The sequence below is a fragment of the Streptomyces sp. NPDC001373 genome (assembly GCF_042895815.1).
In the GTDB taxonomy this organism is placed as follows: Bacteria; Actinomycetota; Actinomycetes; order Streptomycetales; family Streptomycetaceae; genus Streptomyces.
The window spans coordinates 1-16244 of sequence record NZ_JBIAWQ010000041.1; the positions used below are offsets into that span (position 1 = coordinate 1).

Sequence of the window (16244 nt, forward strand, 5' to 3'; positions counted from 1 at the left end):
CTCGGCGTCCCGGAGATCACCGCCATCCCGATCTCCGCCCTCGCCGGCGACAACGTCGTCGAGCCCTCCGCGCACATGGACTGGTACGGCGGACCCACCGTCCTGGAGCACCTGGAGACCGTCCCCGTCAGCGACGGCCTCACCACCGGGCCCGCCCGCTTCCCCGTCCAGTACGTGATCCGCCCCCAGACCCCCGAACACCGCGACTACCGCGGCTACGCGGGCCAGATCGCCTCCGGCGTCCTGCGCGTCGGCGAGTCCGTCACCGTCTTCCCCTCCGGCCGCACCAGCGTCATCGAGGGCATCGACGCGCTCGGCGAGAGCGTCGACACCGCCTGGGCCCCCCAGTCGGTCACCCTCCGGCTCCAGGACGACGTCGACGTCTCCCGCGGCGACCTCATCGCCCCCGCCGGAGCCGCCCCCGCCACCACCCAGGACGTCACCGCCACCGTCTGCCACGTCGCCGACCGGCCCCTCGAAGTCGGCCAGCGGGTCCTGCTCAAGCACACCACCCGCACCGTCAAGGCGATCGTCCGGGCGATACCGTCCCGGCTGGCCCTCGACGACCTCTCCCAGCACCCCGACCCCGGCCGGCTGGCCGCCAACGACATCGGCCGTGTCGTCGTCCGCACCGGCGAGCCCCTCGCGCTCGACGCCTACGCGGCTTCCCGGCACACCGGATCCTTCCTCCTCATCGACCCGGCCGACGGGACCACCCTGACCGCCGGCATGGCCGGCGAGGCCTTCACCGAGACCGAACGGACCGTCTGACGATGTCCTCACCGCGCCGCCGGCGCCGCCGCCCCGCCGCCGTGCTCGGCCTCCTCCTGGCCTGCGCCGCCGCCCTCGCCTCCTGCGGCTACGGATCCCGGGCCGACCAGGTCCCCGCCGCGGCCCAGGCCCCGGCCGGCGCGGGCCGCGCGAAGCTCTCCGCGGACTCCGTGACCCTCGGCTACTTCCCCAACCTCACCCACGCCACCGCCCTGGTCGGCGTACGCGAGGGCCTGATCCGCAAGGAGCTCGCCGGGACCGCGCTGAAGACCACCACCTTCAACGCGGGCCCGGCCGAGATCGAGGCCCTGGCCGCGGGCTCCGTCGACATCGGCTTCATCGGCCCCTCGCCCGCCGTCAACGGCTACGTGAAGTCCAGGGGACAGAGCCTGCGCATCATCTCCGGCTCCGCCTCCGGCGGCGTGAGACTCGTCGTGAACCCGGAGAAGATCAAGACCTTCGACGACCTCAAGGGCAAGAGGATCGCCACCCCGCAGTTGGGCAACACCCAGGACGTGGCCTTCCTCGACTGGATCGCCGCACGCGGCTGGAAGGTGGACGCCGCCAGCGGCAGGGGGGACGTCTCGGTCGTGCGCACCAACAACACCGTCACCCCCGACGCCTACCGCTCCGGCTCGGTCGACGGCGCCTGGGTGCCCGAACCCACCGCCTCCAAGCTGGTCGCGGAAGGGGCCACCGTCCTGCTCGACGAGACCGACCTGTGGCCCGACGGGAAGTTCGTGATCACGAACGTGGTCGTCTCGCAGAAGTTCCTCAAGGAACACCCCGACGTGGTCGAGGCCGTCCTGCGCGGCACCGTCAGGACCAACGAGTGGATCAACGCCGACCCGGAGAAGGCCAAGGCCTCCGTCAACGCCGCCCTCAAGACCCTCACCGGCAGGGAACTGGAGCCCGAGGTCATCGACCGGGCCTGGCCGTCGATCCGCGTCACCGACGACCCGCTCGCCGCCACCCTGGAGACCCAGTCCCGGCACGCGGTCGCGGCCGGACTGCTGGACAAGCCCGACCTGACCGGCATCTACGACCTCGGGCCGCTCAACCGGGTCCTCGGATCCCTCCACAAGCCCCCCGTCACCCCCGCCGGTACGGGCCCCGACGATCAAGGGAGGTGAGCCGCGATGGCGACCGCACTCATCAACGCGGAACACACCGCGGCGCTCACCACGGCCGTCCGCACCCAGCACGTCTCCAAGTCCTTCCCCGGCCCCGCGGGCCCCCAGCTGATCCTCGACGACATCAGCCTCGACGTCGCCCCCGGCGAGTTCGTCACCCTCCTCGGCGCCTCCGGTTGCGGCAAGTCCACCCTGCTCAACCTGATCGCCGGCCTCGACACCCCCACCTCCGGGACCGTCACCACCGAAGGCCGCCCCGCCCTGATGTTCCAGGAGCACGCCCTCTTCCCCTGGCTGACGGCCGGCAGGAACATCGAGCTGGCGCTGCGGCTGCGCGGCGTCGCCAAGGCCGACCGCAAGGCGGAGGCCGAACGGCTGCTGGAGCTGGTCCGGCTCGACGGCGCCCACGGCAAGCGGGTCCACGAGCTCTCCGGCGGCATGCGCCAGCGCGTCGCCCTCGCCCGCGCCCTCGCCCAGGACAGCCGCCTCCTGCTGATGGACGAGCCCTTCGCCGCCCTCGACGCCATCACCCGCGACGTCCTGCACGGCGAACTCACCCGCATCTGGGACGCCGCGAACACGAGCGGCTCCGCCGCGGGGGGCCTCTCCGTCCTCTTCGTCACCCACAACGTCCGCGAGGCCGTCCGCCTCGCCCAGCGCGTCGTCCTCCTCTCCTCCCGCCCCGGCCGGGTCGCCAGGGAATGGACCGTCGACATCCCGCAGCCCCGCCGCATCGAGGACGCCGACGTCGCGGACCTGTCCCTGGAGATCACCGAACACCTGCGAGGGGAGATCCGCCGCCATGGCCGGCACTGACCTCAGGCCCCGGGCCGCCGCCAACGAGCTGGCCGGACTGGACGCGCTCGAAACCCACCACGGCGCCCGCACCCCGCTGCGCCGCGTCCTGCTGGGCAAGGCCCTGCCGCCGGCCCTGGCCGTCGCCCTGGTGCTGACGGTCTGGCAGGCCCTCGTCTGGGCCCGCTTCACCGACGACTACGTGCTCCCGTCGCCCGCCGCCGTCTGGGACAGCCTGGCCGACCTCTGGTTCAAGGGCACCCTGTTCGACATCGTGTGGACCAGCGTCTGGCGCGGCCTGTCCGGATTCCTGCTGGCCCTCGCCATCGGAACCCCGCTCGGCCTGCTCGTCGCCCGCGTCCGCCCCGTCCGGGCCGCCTTCGGGCCGATCCTCTCCGGCCTGCAGTCCCTGCCCTCGGTCGCCTGGGTGCCTCCGGCGGTGCTCTGGCTGGGCCTGGACAACTCGATGATGTACGCCGTCATCCTCCTCGGCGCCACCCCCTCCATCGCGGGCGGCCTCGTCTCCGGCATCGACCAGGTCCCGCCGCTGCTGCTGCGGGCCGGCCGCTCCCTCGGCGCCACCGGCCTGCGCGGCGCCCGCCACGTGGTCATGCCCGCCGCGTTCCCCGGCTACCTCGCCGGACTCAAGCAGGGCTGGGCCTTCTCCTGGCGCTCCCTGATGGCCGCCGAGATCATCGCCAGCTCCCCCGACCTCGGCCTGGGCCTGGGCCAGTTGCTGGAGTCGGGGCGCGAGACCTCCGACATGGCCCGGATCTTCCTGGCGATCGGCCTGATCCTCCTGGTCGGCGTCGCCGTCGAACTGCTGGTCTTCGCCCCGGTGGAACGCCGCATGCTGCGCGGCCGCGGCCTGCGGGGGTGAACCCGCCGCCGGCCGGAGGTACGGGCCCGGGCCCGCGGTCAGACCGCGAGGGCCCGGGCCCGCGCCACGGCCTCGTCGAAGCGGAGCAGCACCAGCCGGGCCAGCTCGGGCGCGGCCCCGAGCACCCCGCCCAGGACATCCGCCCCGGCCGCCGCGGCGCCCGCCGCGATCCGGTCGGGCAGCCGGCCCGGGGCCAGCACGCAGGGGGCCACCGCCACCCGTCGTACGCCATCGGCGCGCAGCGCCCGTACGACGTCCTCGGTACAGGGGAACAGTCCGGCGGAGGCGAAGGCGGGCCGTACGGCGCTCCAGCCACCACCCTGCCAGGTACGGGCGATCCCCGCGAGCACGGCGGCCGCGTCGGGGTCGGTGGTGCCGGCGGCCGCGAGCACGACGCCGGTCGTCGCGCGCTCGTGCGGGCCGAGGCCGGCCTCGGACAGCCGGCGCTCCAGCGCGGCCGTCAGAAGGGGGTGGGGTCCCAGTACGCCGCCCTGCCGCACGGCGAGGGGGGCCGGGGCCCGGCGCAGTGCCCCGGGCAGGTCGTGCTTCGCGTGGAAGGCGCGGCTCAGGAGCAGGGGCTGGACCACCACGGCCTGCGCTCCGCTGTCCGCCATCCGGGCCAACTCCCCTTGTATCGAGGGGGAGTCGAAGTCGAGGAAGGCTGTGCCCACCCGCAGTCCGGGCCTCGTCGACCGGATCCGCCGGGTGAGTGCGCGCACCGTCGCCGCGTGCCGGGGGTCACGGCTGCCGTGCGCGACGAGCAGCAGGTGCTCGTCCATGTCCGGGCTCGTCCCTAGCTCGCGACGAGGGCCGGGACGGGCCAGTAGGGCTCGTCCTGGAGCAGCATCGGGTCGTGGGTGAGGATCGCCCGCTCGTACTGGCTCAGGACGGGCGAGGGCTCGATCCCCTGCGACTCGATCATGTTGTGCCGGCACTGGCGGTAGACCGTCAGCGCGTCGAGCTGGCGGCCGCACCGGTACAGGGCCCGCATGAGCAGCATGCAGAACTGCTCGTGGTTGGGGTTGCGCGAGTAGAGCTCGGTCAGCTCCGGGAGGATCCGCTCGTGGCCGCCGGTGCGCAGTTCGAGGTCGTAGAGCAGGATGAGCGCCGAATTTCTCGCCTCCTGATATCTCGTGGAGGCGGTCTGGCAGATCGGTCCGCCGGTCAGTCCGCCGAATACCGGGCCGCGCCAGCGCGAGAGTCCCTGGCGGAGATCGGAGATGTCCTGGCGGAGATCGGGCAGGCTTTCCGTCCCCGTCCTGGCGTGGATGGCGTCCACGGTGTCGAGGAAGAGGTAGGCGTCGAGTTCCCACCGGTCGCAGAGGAACATGTAGCCGGAGGTGCTCGTCACCACCCGCGAGCCCTCGCGCTCCGGCTCGACGGCCGCCAGGGTCCTGCGGACCCGGCTGACCTGCGCCTGGAGGGCGTTCTCGACCTTGTTGGGGGGTGTGGTCCCCCAGAGTTCGAGGATCAGGGAGTCGACCGTGACGAGCGATCCGCCGGCCGCGAGCAGGGCCGCCAGGAGCGTCTGCTGCATGGCGCCGCCGAGGCGGACGGCGACCCGTTGTTTGACGATTTCTATGGATCCTAGGACTGAGAACAGCAACACAAACATCTCCCCGCGAGATGGAAAGAGAACGGTGTCGTGTGCACTGGCGTCGGGCGGTCGATTCGATACCAGAAGCAAACTCGACATGCTCTGGAACCTTAGTGGACCGATCGGTCCCGACCGTACTTGGTCGGACAGGAGCGTGTCAATGAAGCCCCCGGGCGCCCCCGCGGCGCCCGGGTCCGGACATGCGAAAAGGCCGTGCAACACGCCCGGGCGCCGGATGCGGGGGATCCAATGGAGGCGCCGGACGTGCTGCACGGCCGAACAGGGGGGAGGGGGGCGCCGCCGGGGGACGGGCGTCCCCCTCCCGTCAGGCGGCGGCCTTCTGGCGGTAGCGGGCGGCGCCCGCCAGGGCCACCAGGGTCACGGCCAGGGTGATGGCGGTGACGGTCCACAGGCCGGCCCGGTAGGGGGCGATCCCGCCGGTGCTGAGCGAGAAGACGGTTGCGGTGAGGGCAATGACCACACCGTTGCCGATCTGCGCGCCGGCGTTGAACAGGCCCGAGACCAGGCCCTGTTCGTCCGGGGAGGCGGTGCCGACGGCGGCGATGTTCAGCGCCGGGTAGACCGCGGCGAAGCCGAGGCCGCCGAGCAGCTGCTGGGCGAACAGGGTGATCAGCGGGTCGACCTGACCCATCAGCAGGACCCAGCCGAGGTAGCCGATGCTCAGCAGGACCAGGCCGCCGGTCGCGACCGGCCAGGCGCCGTACTTGGTGACCAGCGCGGCGCCGTAGCGGGCGGTGCCCGCCGTCAGCACGCCGCCGAGGAGGAAGGCGAGGCCGGCCTCCAGCGGGGTCCAGTGCAGCTGCTCCTGGTAGTAGAGGGTCAGGACGAACTGGAAGGAGACGTAGGCGCCGAAGAAGAGCATGGCGACCAGCGAGCGGGTCAGCTGGCCCTTGCGGAAGACGGCGAGGGGGACCAGCGGCGCCGGGTGGCGGCTCTCGACCAGGGCGAACAGGGGGAAGAGGACGGCGGCGGCGATCAGCGAGCCGATGGTCTGCGCGTCGCCCCAGCCGTCACTGGCGGCCCGGCTGAGTCCGTACACGAGGGCCACCGCGCCGGCCGTCACCGTGACGGCGCCGAGGATGTCGAGGCTGCCGCTCTTGCCCTTCTCCTGCTGCGAGGGGACCACCGAGGCGGCGAGCAGCGCGACCAGGAGGCCGGCCACGGCCGGGGCGAAGAGGACGAGCCGCCAGGAGACGCCGGCCATCAGGCCGCCGAGGATCAGGCCGAGCGAGTAGCCGGCGGAGGCCACGGCGAGGAAGGTGCCGAGGGCGCGGTTGCGCGACTGCTCGTCACGGAAGGCGTCGAGCAGGATCGCCATGGCGGCGGGCGCGGTGATGCCGGCGCTGACGCCCTTGAGGAGTCGGGCGACGACCAGGAGCACGCCGTCGTCGGCGATGCCGCCGAGGATGCTGGCCACCACGAAGACGGCCAGCCAGCCGATCAGCAGCTTCTTGCGGTTGTAGAGGTCGGCCAGCCGGCCGCCCAGCAGCAGGAACCCGCCGAAGCCCAGTGCGTACGCCGAGACGACCCACTGGAGGGCGGAGGTGGTCATGCCCAGGTCCGCCTGGACCAGGGGGAGGGCGGGTCCCATGCTCGCGATGTCCATCGCGTCGAGGAACTGCACCGCGCACACGACCAGGAGCAGCAGCGGCAGGCTTTTCACCACGGGGGCGGGAGGGGTCACCGCCCGTGCGATGGGAGGGGAGGTCGGGGATGCCTCGGTCATGATCAGACTCCGATCGGAGTGTCGTCGGAAGCAGCGAGCGGGCCAGAGCTATGCGAAAAATTGTGGACCGATCAGTCCTGGACTGATCGGTCCATTTCTAGCGCTCACAAACCCCTGTGTCAAACGTATGCTGGGATCCGCGGGGGAGAGGCGAAGGAGTTGAGACATGGCGCGCACACCGGCACCGGGTACGAGGCGGCGGATTCTGGAAGCCTCGGCCAAACTCTTCGGTGAGCAGGGGGTCCGGGCCGTCGGCATGCAGCAGGTGATCGACGCGACCGGCGTCGGCAAGAGCCTGCTCTACCGCGAGTTCGCCAGCAAGGACGAACTCATCGCGGCCTGGCTGCGCGAGAGCGACGCGCAGTGGTGGGAACAGGCCGAGGAGGTCACCGCCCCGCACAGCGGCGACCCGGCCCGCCAGATCCTCGCGCTGATGGAGTTCTTCCAGGACAGCGTCAGGGAACCCGACTTCCACGGCTGCATCTACTACAACACCTCCAGCGAGTTCCGCGACCCCGCCCACCCGGGCCGCGAGGAGGCGAAGCTGCACCTCAAGGGCCTGCGCAACTGGTGGCGCGACAAGGGCGCCCAGGCCGGCGCCGAGGACCCCGACGCCCTGGCCGACACCCTGATGCTGATCGTCGGCGGCACCCTGGCCAACGGCGAGGTGCTCGGCGCCGCCGGCCCCGCCCGCATGGCCCTGACCGCCACCGAGCTCGTCCTGCGCCAGTACTGCCCCAATGCCCTGGCGGCCGCCGGGATCTGACCGGCGCCGCCCCGCACGAACGGCCCCGCGGCACCGGAATGCCGCGGGGCCGGCGTGCGTCGGCCGCCGGCCCCCCTCAGGAGCCGGGGGCACCGGTACGCGTGGGTTGGGCATGGCGCACCGCCACGCCGTGCTCCTCGTACCCGTCGTTGTAGACGAACGACGAGGGCATCCGGTCGTGGAACTGGTAGTCGGCTTGAATTCGACCGTCCTCGGCGAGCACGAGGATGTCCTGGCCGGACATCTCCATCTCGCCCGTGGCCGCCGTGACCATCACCCAGTTGAACCGGACGACGTCGTGGTGGCCGGTCGCGTTGTGCGAGGAGCGGAACTCGTACCCCATCGGGCCGTACACCTCGTGCGTGTAGGCCAGCTGGTCCAGCAGGGCCGTGTGCCCCCGGATCGGGTCCTTGCGGTAGAAGACGTAGACGCAGTCCGGCGCGTACATGGAAAGCACCATGTCGCGCCGGCGCTGCGCGTCCTTCTCGTTCCACAACGCGACGTAGCGCGCGAGGAGTTCGTTGGGTCGGGGCAGCATGAAGGGGTACCTCCGGGTTCTCCAGGGACGCCGCCCGCTCAGCCGACCGCGGCGTACCGCGGCAGCAGCTGGGCCAGGTCGGCCGTGATGGCGCGGGCGTGGGTCCGCAGGTAGAAGTGGTCCCCGGGGAAGGTCCGGCACCCCAGGAACTCCGGCGTCCGACCGGCCCACGACCGCATGGCCTCGGGCGCGAGGAGCGGGTCCCCGCGCCCGGAGTAGGCGACGACGGGACAGCCCACGGCCGCCCCGTCGTCCGAGAAGTCCGCGCACACCGCCCCGTCCGCGCCCATCGCGCGGACCGCCGCCGCCAGCAGCTCCGGATCCTCCTCGACCTCCGGCGGCAGCCCGCCCAGCACGCGCAGCGCCCCCAGCGGGCAGGCCACCAGGTCGGGCGGCGCCGTGAACCCCCGCGGAGCCCACCCCGACACGGCGAGCAGCGACGGCGCCGGCAGGCCCCGCCGCTCCAGCTCCACCGTCAGCCGGTAGCCGAGCAGCGCCCCCATCGAGTGCCCGAACACCGCGTACGGGCGCTCGTCCAACTCGTCCGACAGCACCCGGGCGAGGGCCTGCGCCAGCGGGTCGAGCCGGGTGTACGGGGCCTCGCGGCGCCGCTCCTGCCGGCCCGGCAGCTGCACGGCCTGGCAGCCCACCGAGGCGGGCAGCTGACCCGGCCACTCCCGGTACATCGGGGCGCCGCCCCCGCTGTGGTGCAGCAGGAACAGCCGCACCTCGGCGTCCGGATCGGCGTCGGCCGGGTGCAGCCAGCGCGAGGCGCCCTGGACCTCGGGCAGCGGGCCCGCGCGCACGGGCTCCCGTACGGTGTCCACGGCGGCCACGGCGGCCACGGCGGCCACGGCGTCCACAGCGGCTACGCCGCGGGTGCGGGGGCGGGCGTTGGCGCGGACGCGGGCGCGGGCGCGGGCGCGGGCGCGGGCGCGGGGGCGGACGCCGCCTCGAACCGCTCCCGCAGCACCCGGCGCAGCACCTTCCCGGTGGGATTGCGCGGCAGCTCGTCGACGATGTCGTACCCCGTGGGGATCTTGAACCCGGCGATCCGGCCGTTCAGGAACCGCAGGAACTCCCGCGGGGCCGTCGCCCCGGCGTCCGGCCGCAGCACCACCGCGGCGCGTACGGCCTCACCCCAATCGGGGTGCGGGACCCCGTACACGGAGACCTCCGCCACCGCCGGATGGGCCCGCAGCGCATTCTCGACCTCCGTGGGATAGATGTTCTGGCCCGCGACGATGACGGTGTCGTTGACCCGGTCGGCCAGGAACAGGTAGCCGTCCTCGTCGACATGGCCCATGTCGCCCATCGACAGCCACTCGCCGGACTCCCCGGACAGGGCCTGCGCGGTCACCTCCGGCAGCCGCCAGTACCCGAGGAAGCGCGCCGGGCTGTGCACCACCACCCGCCCGACCTCGCCCGCCGGCAGCGGACGGCCCTCCCCGTCCAGGATCCGCAGCTCCACCCCGGGGACGGCCCGGCCCGCCGAACCGAGCACCCGGCTGTCCGGCGTGTGGTCCTCCGGCGCCAGGACGGTCAGGAAACTTCCCGCCTCCGCCGACGAGTAGCCCTGCGCCAGCTCGCAGCCCAGGACGTCGATGCAGGCCAGCAGCAGCTCGCGGTCGATGGGGGAGCCGCTGTAGACCACCTTGCGCAGGGAGCGGAAGGTCTCGCGGGTCGTCCCCCGCTCGGCCAGCATCATCCGCAGCATCGCGGGCGCCGCCCACAGGGTGGTGATCCGGTGCCGCTCGATCAGCCGGGTCGCCTCGTCGGCCACGAACTGGCGCATCACCACCGTGGTGGCGCCGGCGTTGAACGCGTGCATGAACCAGCCGAAACCGGCCGTGTGCAGGCCAGGGAAGCAGCTCAGCCCCCGGTCCTCGGGCCGCCAGTCGATCCAGTCCACCCCGGCCGCCCGGGTGTCGGCGATGAAGGTGAAGAACGTCCGCTGCGCCAGCACCACCCCCTTCGGCAGCCCGGTCGTCCCGCTCGTGTACAGCTGCGCGACGGGGTCGTCGAAGCCGGCCGCTCCGGCCGTGGGCGGCTCGGTGTCCGGCAGGGACGCCTTCCAGTCGAGGAACCCGCCCGCCACATGGCGGTCCGAGTCCATCACCACGACCTCGCGCAGCCCCGGCAGCACCGGCCGCAGCTTGTCCACCAGCGGACGGAACTCCCGCTCCACGAAGAGCAGTTCGGCCTGCGAGTCGCGCAGGACGTGCTCGACCTCGCCCAGCGTGAGCCGCGAGTTCACCGGCACCAGCACCGCGCCGCTCTTCGCGCAGCCCAGCGCCAGGTCGTAGTAGCGCTCCGACTCCCGGCCCAGATAGCCCACCCGCGATCCGGCCGCGAGTCCCGCGGCCAGCAGCGCGTGCGCGGTGCGGTTGCTCTCCCGGTGCAGCTCGCCGTAGGTGAGCGCGCGGTCCTCGCAGACCACCGCGGGCTGGTCGGGCCGGGTCCGGGCGTGCAGCGCCGCGCGGGCGGCGAGGGTCCGGTCCTCCGTACGGTTGTCCATGGGTCTTTTTCCCTTGTCGGTTGCTCGGACGGTTGAGGGGGCCACGGCGGCCGAGGCGTTCCGCCGTGGCCCCGGTCGGGGGCCCGCAGGGGGCGGCGGGCTCAGGCGGCGGCGGACGCGGCGGCGGGTGTGCCGGCGGATGCACCGGCGGGTGCGGCCGGGGCCGTCGCCGGCCCGGAGGCCAGCCGCACGGACAGCAGCTCCGCGAGCTCCTCCACCGACGGGTGGTCGAAGACCACCGACGAGAGCAGCGGGAGCCGCAGCCGTGTCTGGAGCTGGTTCTTCAGCACGATCGCCGTCAGCGAGTCCACGCCGAGCTCCAGGAAGCTCGCCCGGGTGTCGATGTACTCCGGGTCGTCGACCGCGAGCAGCGCCGCGACCGTCGCGCGGATCAGGGCGACCAGCGCCGTCTGCCGCTCCTCGGGCCCGGCCGCCGCCAGCGACTCCACGTCCACCGGCGCCGCCGCGGCCGCCGCCTGCGCGGTCCGCTCCGCGGCCGCCGCCTCCACCGGCCGGTCCGGGAGGCGGGTGAAGCCCATCCCGGACAGCTCCATCACCGGCCGGCCGTCCTCATCCAGCAGCAGGACGTCCAGGGTGAACGCCGGGTCCGTCTCCTCCGGGTCCTCGGCGCGCGCGACGCGGGCCGTCGAGCGCAGCACCTCCCCGCGCGGCTTCTTGAAGGCGCGCAGCCGGCCCACGCTGGTGGCCACGTACCGGCGGCCGTCGTCAGTGAGCGCCGCCAGGCCGTGCGTCGCCCCGTCCAGCAGCGGCGGCGGCAGGTGTTCGGCCCGGGAGACGTCCCCGCCCGACAGCTCGGTCACCGCGAAGTCCGGGCCGTACGCCGTCACCGAGCGGGCCCGCAGGAACTGCGGCCCGTACTCCAGCCCGGCCTCCGCGTAGGCCGCCTTCACCTCACCGCCGTCCATCACCCGCGACGGCTCGTCGCCGTCGAGGGCGCCGGTCAGGGCCAGCAGGGTCCGGGCCGGGCCGGCGAGGCCGCTGCCCGCGTGGTCGGGCTCGGCCGCCACGGAGGCCGTGGCGTGCAGCCGCTCGGTGCCCTCGGGCTCGTCGGCGCCCCGGCTGGAGACCTCCACCTCCAGCCGCCCGTCCGTCCCGGGACGGACCCGGGTCAGCAGCAACGCCGGACGGTCCGACAGGAAGAGGGCCTCGTGGAAGCGCACGTCCTCCACCGCCCGGCCGGTGTCGCCGTGCACTTCGTCCTGCACCGCCAGCAGCAGCTCCAGGTAGGCCGCCGCCGGCAGGAAGACCTGGCCGCCGATGGTGTGGTCGGCGAGGTACGCCGGCTGCCGGGAGCTGATCCGCGCGGTGAACTCCCGCAGACCGCCGTCCCGTCCGGTCTCCCGTCCGAGCAGCGGGTGCCCGTCCCCGCCCGCCCCGCCCCGCCCGGCGGGCCGCGCCGGGAGCCGGTACTCGCGCCGGTCGAAGGCGTACCCCGGCAGCGGGATCCGCCGGCCCGGCCGGCCCGTGTACACCTCGTCCCAGGCGATGGTCAGCCCCGCCGCGTACGCACCGGCCAGCGCGGCGTCCAGGGCGGCGCCGGTGGTGTCCTTCGAACGCAGGCTGCTCAGCCAGCGGTGCTGCTCCTGCGGGACGCTGCGCCGGGCCAGCGAGGTCAGCGCCGAGGACGGCCCCACCTCCAGGAACACGTGCCGGCCGCGCTCCGCGATGGTGCGCACCCCGGCCGCGAACTCCACCGTCTCGTTGACGTGCCGCACCCAGTACTCGGGCGTCGCCAGCTCCCGCGGATCGGCGATCCGGCCGGTCAGGTTCGACACGATCGGCAGCTGCGGCTCGTGGAACCCGATCCCGCGCAGCACCTCGGCCAGCGGCTCCGACACCTCCGCCATCAGCGGCGAGTGGAACGCCGCCGTCACGTGCAGCTCGGTCACCGTCCAGCCCGGCTCGCGCAGCGCCTCCACCGCCTCGGCCAGGGCGTCCGCCGCGCCCGAGACCACCACCTGTTGCGGGGCGTTGACCGCCGCGACCGCCAGGTGCGGCCACTGCGCCAGCCGCGCCCGGACCTCCTCCGCCGGCGCCGACACCGCGGCCATCCCGCCCGGCGCCGACACCGACTCGATCAGCCGGGAGCGGGCGGCGAGGAAGGCGACCCCGTCGGGGAGGGTGAACAGCCCGGCCACCGTCGCCGCGACGATCTCGCCGACGCTGTGCCCGATCAGCACGCTCGGCCGCACCCCCCACGACAGCCACAGCCGGGCGAGGGCGTACTCCAGCGTGAACAGCGCCGCGTGCGTGAAGGACGTACGGGCCAGGGTCTCCTCGGCGTCCGGCACGTCCCCGAACATCACCGCGGCCACGGAACGCCCCAGCAGCGGCGCGAACAGCGCGTCGCACTCGTCGACGCACCGGGTGAACACGGGGAAGCGGCCGTACAGGGCGCGGCCCATGCCCACGTACTGCGAACCCGAGCCGGTGAACAGGAAGGCCGTCTTGCGGAAGGCGTCGGGCTTCCCGTCCGCGCGCGGCGGGTCGCTCCACCGCTCCAGCAGGCCGGCCAGCTCCGCGGTGTCCGCGACGGCGGCCGCCGCCCGGTAGCGGAAGTGCGAGCGGCCCGTGGCCCGGGTGCGGCACAGGTCGGCGAGGGAGGTGTCCGGGCGCTCGGCGAGGAAGCGCGCGTACCGCTCCGCCTGGAGCCGCAGCGCGGGACGCGACTTGGCGGAGAGCGTGAAGACCTGCCCGCCCTCCTCGCGTACGTCCTCCCGTACGTCCTCCCGCGCGGGGACCTCCTCGGCCGGCGCGGACGCGGGGGGCTCCTCCAGTACCGCCACCGCGATGGCGCCGGCGACGCCGAAGCCGTTGACCGTGGCCCGGCGCACCGGCGCCTTCCACGGCCGCTCCTCGGTCGCCACCGTGATCGGGTACGTGTCCCACGGGATCCGCCCGGAGAGGTTGCGCCACACGTGCGGGAAGAAGGCGCCCGCACGCATCTGCGTGATCACCTTGATCACCGCGCCCAGCCCGGCCGCCGGCTCCATGTGCCCGATGTTGGCCTTCAGCGACCCGATGACGAGGGGCTCCTCCCGGTCGTGCGAGGCGCCGAACACCCCGTTGACCGAGCCCATCTCGATCGGGTCGCCCAGCGGGGTCCCCGTCCCGTGCGCCTCGACGTACTGGATGTCGCCCGGCTCCAGCCGCGCGTTCGCCAGCGCCGCCCGCATCACGGCCTCCTGCGCCGTGCCATTGGGCGCGCTCAGGCCCGCGCTCTCGCCGTCCTGGCCGATCGCCGTCCCGCGGACCAGCGCCAGGATCCGGTCCCCGTCCGCCAGCGCGTCCGACAGCCGCTTGAGGACCAGCGCCCCGCACCCCTCGGCGCGCGCGTAGCCGTCCGCGCTCTCGTCGAAGGTCTTGCAGTGCCCGTCCGGGGCCAGCATCTGGGCGTGCGAGAGGATCACGTACGAACGCGGGTTGTGCAGGGTGTTCACCCCGGCGCACAGCGCGATCCCGCACTCGCGCCGCCGCAGCCCCTCCACCGCCAGGTGCAGGGCGGTCAGCGACGCCGCGCACGCGGTGTCCGTCGTCAGGCTCGGGCCGCGCCAGCCCAGGAAGTACGACAGCCGCCCCGACAGGGAGTACGCGCCGAGCCCCGTCGTCAGGCTCCCGTCGAGCTGCTCGTCCGAGAGCCCCTCCAGCTCCAGCGCGAAGTCCAGCGGCGAGGCGCCCACGTAGACGCCGCCGTTCCCGTGCCGCAGGGCCGCCGGATCGATGCCGGCGTCCTCCAGCGCCTCCCACACGGTCTCCATCAGCAGCCGCTGCGCCGGGTCGATGAAGGGGGCGTCCTTGGGCGGAATGTTGAAGAACTGCGCGTCGAACGCGTCGATACGGTCGAGGAAACCGCCCGCGACGGCCGTGATGTCACCCTCGGCCACCTCCGGGACCCAGCGGTCGCGCGGCAGCGGCCCTATTCCGGAACGCCCCTCCCGGAGGAACGCGTCGAGATCGGATATCGAATTGTTCCCCCCGGGCAGACGCATGCCGATACCGACCACGGCGATGGGCTCGTGCTTTTCCGAAAGGAACCGCCCGAGTTCCTCCTCCTGCCGGCGGACGGTCTCCTCCGCGGCGTCGAGCCTTTCCTGCAGTTCCGGATGTCCCGGCATGGCCGCCGTCCCTCTCTCAGTTCGCGTCGAAGATGTCGGCCAGCACGTCCGAGGCCAGATAGTCCGTCAGCCGCTCGACGGTGGGCTGGTTGAACAGCGCCGTGCTGCTGATGCCCCGGCCCAGCTGCTCCTCGAGACGCTGCTTGACCATGGTGAGCAGCAAGGACGTCATGCCGAGCTCGAAGAAGCTGTCCTCCAGGGGGAGCTCCTCGTCGTCGGGCATGAGCAGCGCTCTCTTGAATTCGGCGACGACGATTTCCTCGAGGACCGTCCGGCGTTCCGTCCGGGGCGAGGTCATTAATAGGTCTGTCATACCGGCCGAGTGAAGCACAGGCCGTGTGACGACCTGCTGACGTCCATCTGACGTGCGGACCCTGTCAGTTCAGCGTCAGCAACATTGTGGGAACCTCGGAAGCGCAGTGTGAGATCCGGCGTGGAGGAGCCAATCATGCAGACCGAGGCACGGGAAGAACTGCGGGCCAACGGATATTCGTTGCTGCCGGCCGACCGGCTCGTCATCGACGCCGAATTGCGGCAGCACGTGAAGGAACTGGCCGCCGAATGGGAGAATCTGGAGACCGACCGGTACCTGAAGGGCGGATCCCGGTTCCGTGAGCGCGCCTACGACCGCTTCTTCTTCGTGCCCCGCACCGGGGAGGTCCGGCTGCGCCCCCACCGCCCCTACTTCCAGTCGATGAACGCCAACGACTACGCCGGCGGCATCGACCGCGACGTGGCCCCGCTCAGCCGGACCACCCTGGACAACCCGCTCCTGACGCGGCTCCTGCGCGCCGACTTCGAGAGCTTCCCGGTCCCCGAGGAGTCCTGGCTGGACGACCCGTGGGACGTCCAGTGCCACCAGTTCCGGATCATCAGCACCCCCGACGAGACGGGCGAGCCCACCCCCGAGGGCCCGCACCGCGACGAGGTCGACTTCGGCGCGATCCACCTGATGGGCCGCTTCAACGCCGACGGCGGGGAGTCCCAGGTCTACAGCCTGGAGCGGGAGCTCGTCGCCGAGTTCTGCCTGACCGAGCAGATGGACACGATGTTCTGGGCGGACGGCCGGATCCTGCACGCCGTCCGCCCGATCCAGCCCGTGGACCCGTCGAAGGCGGCGGTCCGGGACGTGCTGATCATGGGCTACAAGCACGAGCCCGGGCTGCGGCGCGAAGAGCGCGACGAGAAGAACGCCGTCTGACATGACGACCACAGAGATCCGACGTGTCGACCGGGTGGTCATCCGCTTCGCGGGTGACTCGGGTGACGGTATGCAGCTGACGGGTGACCGTTTCACCTCGGAGACGGCGTCCTTCGGCAACGACCTCTCGACACTGCCGAACTTCCCGGCCGAGATCCGGGC

At 73.0% G+C, this 16244-nt stretch carries 13 protein-coding genes and 1 pseudogene; 6 read left to right on the forward strand and 8 right to left on the reverse strand.

What is annotated here, in order from left to right; all coding sequences use genetic code 11:
* From ACFY15_RS36235 to ACFY15_RS36250, 4 genes and pseudogenes are all read left to right on the forward strand, one after another.
* Positions 1–771 (forward strand): annotated as a pseudogene (locus ACFY15_RS36235) (hypothetical protein); the annotation flags it as partial.
* 2 nt (positions 772–773) lie between these two features.
* Positions 774–1904 carry an aliphatic sulfonate ABC transporter substrate-binding protein gene (locus ACFY15_RS36240; protein ID WP_390691821.1) on the forward strand — a complete coding sequence of 377 codons (1131 nt, stop codon included), beginning with the start codon at positions 774–776 and terminating at the stop codon, positions 1902–1904.
* Between the two features lie 6 nt (positions 1905–1910).
* The gene (locus tag ACFY15_RS36245) at positions 1911–2720 is read left to right on the forward strand and encodes an ABC transporter ATP-binding protein (RefSeq protein ID WP_390827011.1); all 810 of its coding nucleotides are present in this window, start codon (positions 1911–1913) and stop codon (positions 2718–2720) included.
* A complete protein-coding gene (locus ACFY15_RS36250; RefSeq protein ID WP_390691651.1) occupies positions 2707–3579 on the forward strand; it encodes an ABC transporter permease in 873 nt (290 codons plus the stop codon). The genes ACFY15_RS36245 and ACFY15_RS36250 overlap by 14 nt, the downstream gene beginning before the upstream one ends.
* Before the next feature lie 38 nt (positions 3580–3617).
* Here the strand turns inward: ACFY15_RS36250 and ACFY15_RS36255 are convergent, their stop codons facing one another.
* The 3 genes from ACFY15_RS36255 to ACFY15_RS36265 form a co-directional block, all read right to left on the reverse strand.
* Positions 3618–4358 (reverse strand): sirohydrochlorin chelatase, encoded by a 741-nt coding sequence (locus ACFY15_RS36255; protein ID WP_390691652.1) that lies wholly within the window; start codon positions 4356–4358, stop codon positions 3618–3620.
* 14 nt (positions 4359–4372) lie between these two features.
* Positions 4373–5194 carry a BTAD domain-containing putative transcriptional regulator gene (locus ACFY15_RS36260; protein WP_390691653.1) on the reverse strand — a complete coding sequence of 274 codons (822 nt, stop codon included), beginning with the start codon at positions 5192–5194 and terminating at the stop codon, positions 4373–4375.
* Positions 5195–5501: 307 nt separating this feature from the next.
* On the reverse strand, positions 5502–6923 hold the full coding sequence (locus tag ACFY15_RS36265; protein WP_390691654.1) for an MFS transporter: 1422 nt from the start codon (positions 6921–6923) through the stop codon (positions 5502–5504).
* 166 nt (positions 6924–7089) lie between these two features.
* Here ACFY15_RS36265 and ACFY15_RS36270 point away from each other — a divergent pair, with 166 nt between their 5' ends.
* Positions 7090–7689 carry a TetR/AcrR family transcriptional regulator gene (locus ACFY15_RS36270; RefSeq protein WP_390691655.1) on the forward strand — a complete coding sequence of 200 codons (600 nt, stop codon included), beginning with the start codon at positions 7090–7092 and terminating at the stop codon, positions 7687–7689.
* 76 nt (positions 7690–7765) lie between these two features.
* On the opposite strand, the gene ACFY15_RS36275 is transcribed toward ACFY15_RS36270, so the two are convergent.
* The 5 genes from ACFY15_RS36275 to ACFY15_RS36295 all read right to left on the reverse strand — a co-directional run bounded on the left by ACFY15_RS36275 (position 7766) and on the right by ACFY15_RS36295 (position 15194).
* Positions 7766–8227 (reverse strand): nuclear transport factor 2 family protein, encoded by a 462-nt coding sequence (locus ACFY15_RS36275; protein ID WP_390827012.1) that lies wholly within the window; start codon positions 8225–8227, stop codon positions 7766–7768.
* Positions 8228–8265: 38 nt separating this feature from the next.
* Positions 8266–9090: a thioesterase II family protein gene (locus tag ACFY15_RS36280; RefSeq protein WP_390827013.1), complete on the reverse strand. Its 825-nt coding sequence runs from the start codon at positions 9088–9090 to the stop codon at positions 8266–8268.
* Between the two features lie 5 nt (positions 9091–9095).
* Complete coding sequence (locus ACFY15_RS36285; protein ID WP_390827014.1) at positions 9096–10745, reverse strand: long-chain-fatty-acid--CoA ligase; 1650 nt, start codon at positions 10743–10745, stop codon at positions 9096–9098.
* Positions 10746–10846: 101 nt separating this feature from the next.
* Positions 10847–14881: a type I polyketide synthase gene (locus ACFY15_RS36290; RefSeq protein ID WP_390827015.1), complete on the reverse strand. Its 4035-nt coding sequence runs from the start codon at positions 14879–14881 to the stop codon at positions 10847–10849.
* A gap of 16 nt (positions 14882–14897) precedes the next feature.
* Positions 14898–15194: an acyl carrier protein gene (locus tag ACFY15_RS36295; RefSeq protein ID WP_390691660.1), complete on the reverse strand. Its 297-nt coding sequence runs from the start codon at positions 15192–15194 to the stop codon at positions 14898–14900.
* A 135-nt stretch (positions 15195–15329) separates the two neighbouring features.
* On the opposite strand from ACFY15_RS36295, the gene ACFY15_RS36300 reads away from it, so the two are divergent.
* Complete coding sequence (locus ACFY15_RS36300) at positions 15330–16082, forward strand: 2OG-Fe dioxygenase family protein (RefSeq protein WP_390691661.1); 753 nt, start codon at positions 15330–15332, stop codon at positions 16080–16082.
* Positions 16083–16244: the final 162 nt, after the last annotated feature.

Excerpts from the sequence above, each read along its gene's own strand:
- ACFY15_RS36300 (WP_390691661.1), top strand. The coding sequence starts at position 15,330 with ATGCAGACCGAGGCACGGGAAGAACTGCGGGCCAACGGATATTCGTTG.
- ACFY15_RS36245 (WP_390827011.1), top strand. The coding sequence starts at position 1,911 with ATGGCGACCGCACTCATCAACGCGGAACACACCGCGGCGCTCACCACG.
- ACFY15_RS36290 (WP_390827015.1), bottom strand. The coding sequence starts at position 14,881 with ATGCCGGGACATCCGGAACTGCAGGAAAGGCTCGACGCCGCGGAGGAG.
- ACFY15_RS36285 (WP_390827014.1), bottom strand. The coding sequence starts at position 10,745 with ATGGACAACCGTACGGAGGACCGGACCCTCGCCGCCCGCGCGGCGCTG.
- ACFY15_RS36265 (WP_390691654.1), bottom strand. The coding sequence starts at position 6,923 with ATGACCGAGGCATCCCCGACCTCCCCTCCCATCGCACGGGCGGTGACC.
- ACFY15_RS36240 (WP_390691821.1), top strand. The coding sequence starts at position 774 with ATGTCCTCACCGCGCCGCCGGCGCCGCCGCCCCGCCGCCGTGCTCGGC.
- ACFY15_RS36260 (WP_390691653.1), bottom strand. The coding sequence starts at position 5,194 with ATGTTTGTGTTGCTGTTCTCAGTCCTAGGATCCATAGAAATCGTCAAA.
- ACFY15_RS36250 (WP_390691651.1), top strand. The coding sequence starts at position 2,707 with ATGGCCGGCACTGACCTCAGGCCCCGGGCCGCCGCCAACGAGCTGGCC.
- ACFY15_RS36270 (WP_390691655.1), top strand. The coding sequence starts at position 7,090 with ATGGCGCGCACACCGGCACCGGGTACGAGGCGGCGGATTCTGGAAGCC.
- ACFY15_RS36255 (WP_390691652.1), bottom strand. The coding sequence starts at position 4,358 with ATGGACGAGCACCTGCTGCTCGTCGCGCACGGCAGCCGTGACCCCCGG.
- ACFY15_RS36295 (WP_390691660.1), bottom strand. The coding sequence starts at position 15,194 with ATGACAGACCTATTAATGACCTCGCCCCGGACGGAACGCCGGACGGTC.
- ACFY15_RS36275 (WP_390827012.1), bottom strand. The coding sequence starts at position 8,227 with ATGCTGCCCCGACCCAACGAACTCCTCGCGCGCTACGTCGCGTTGTGG.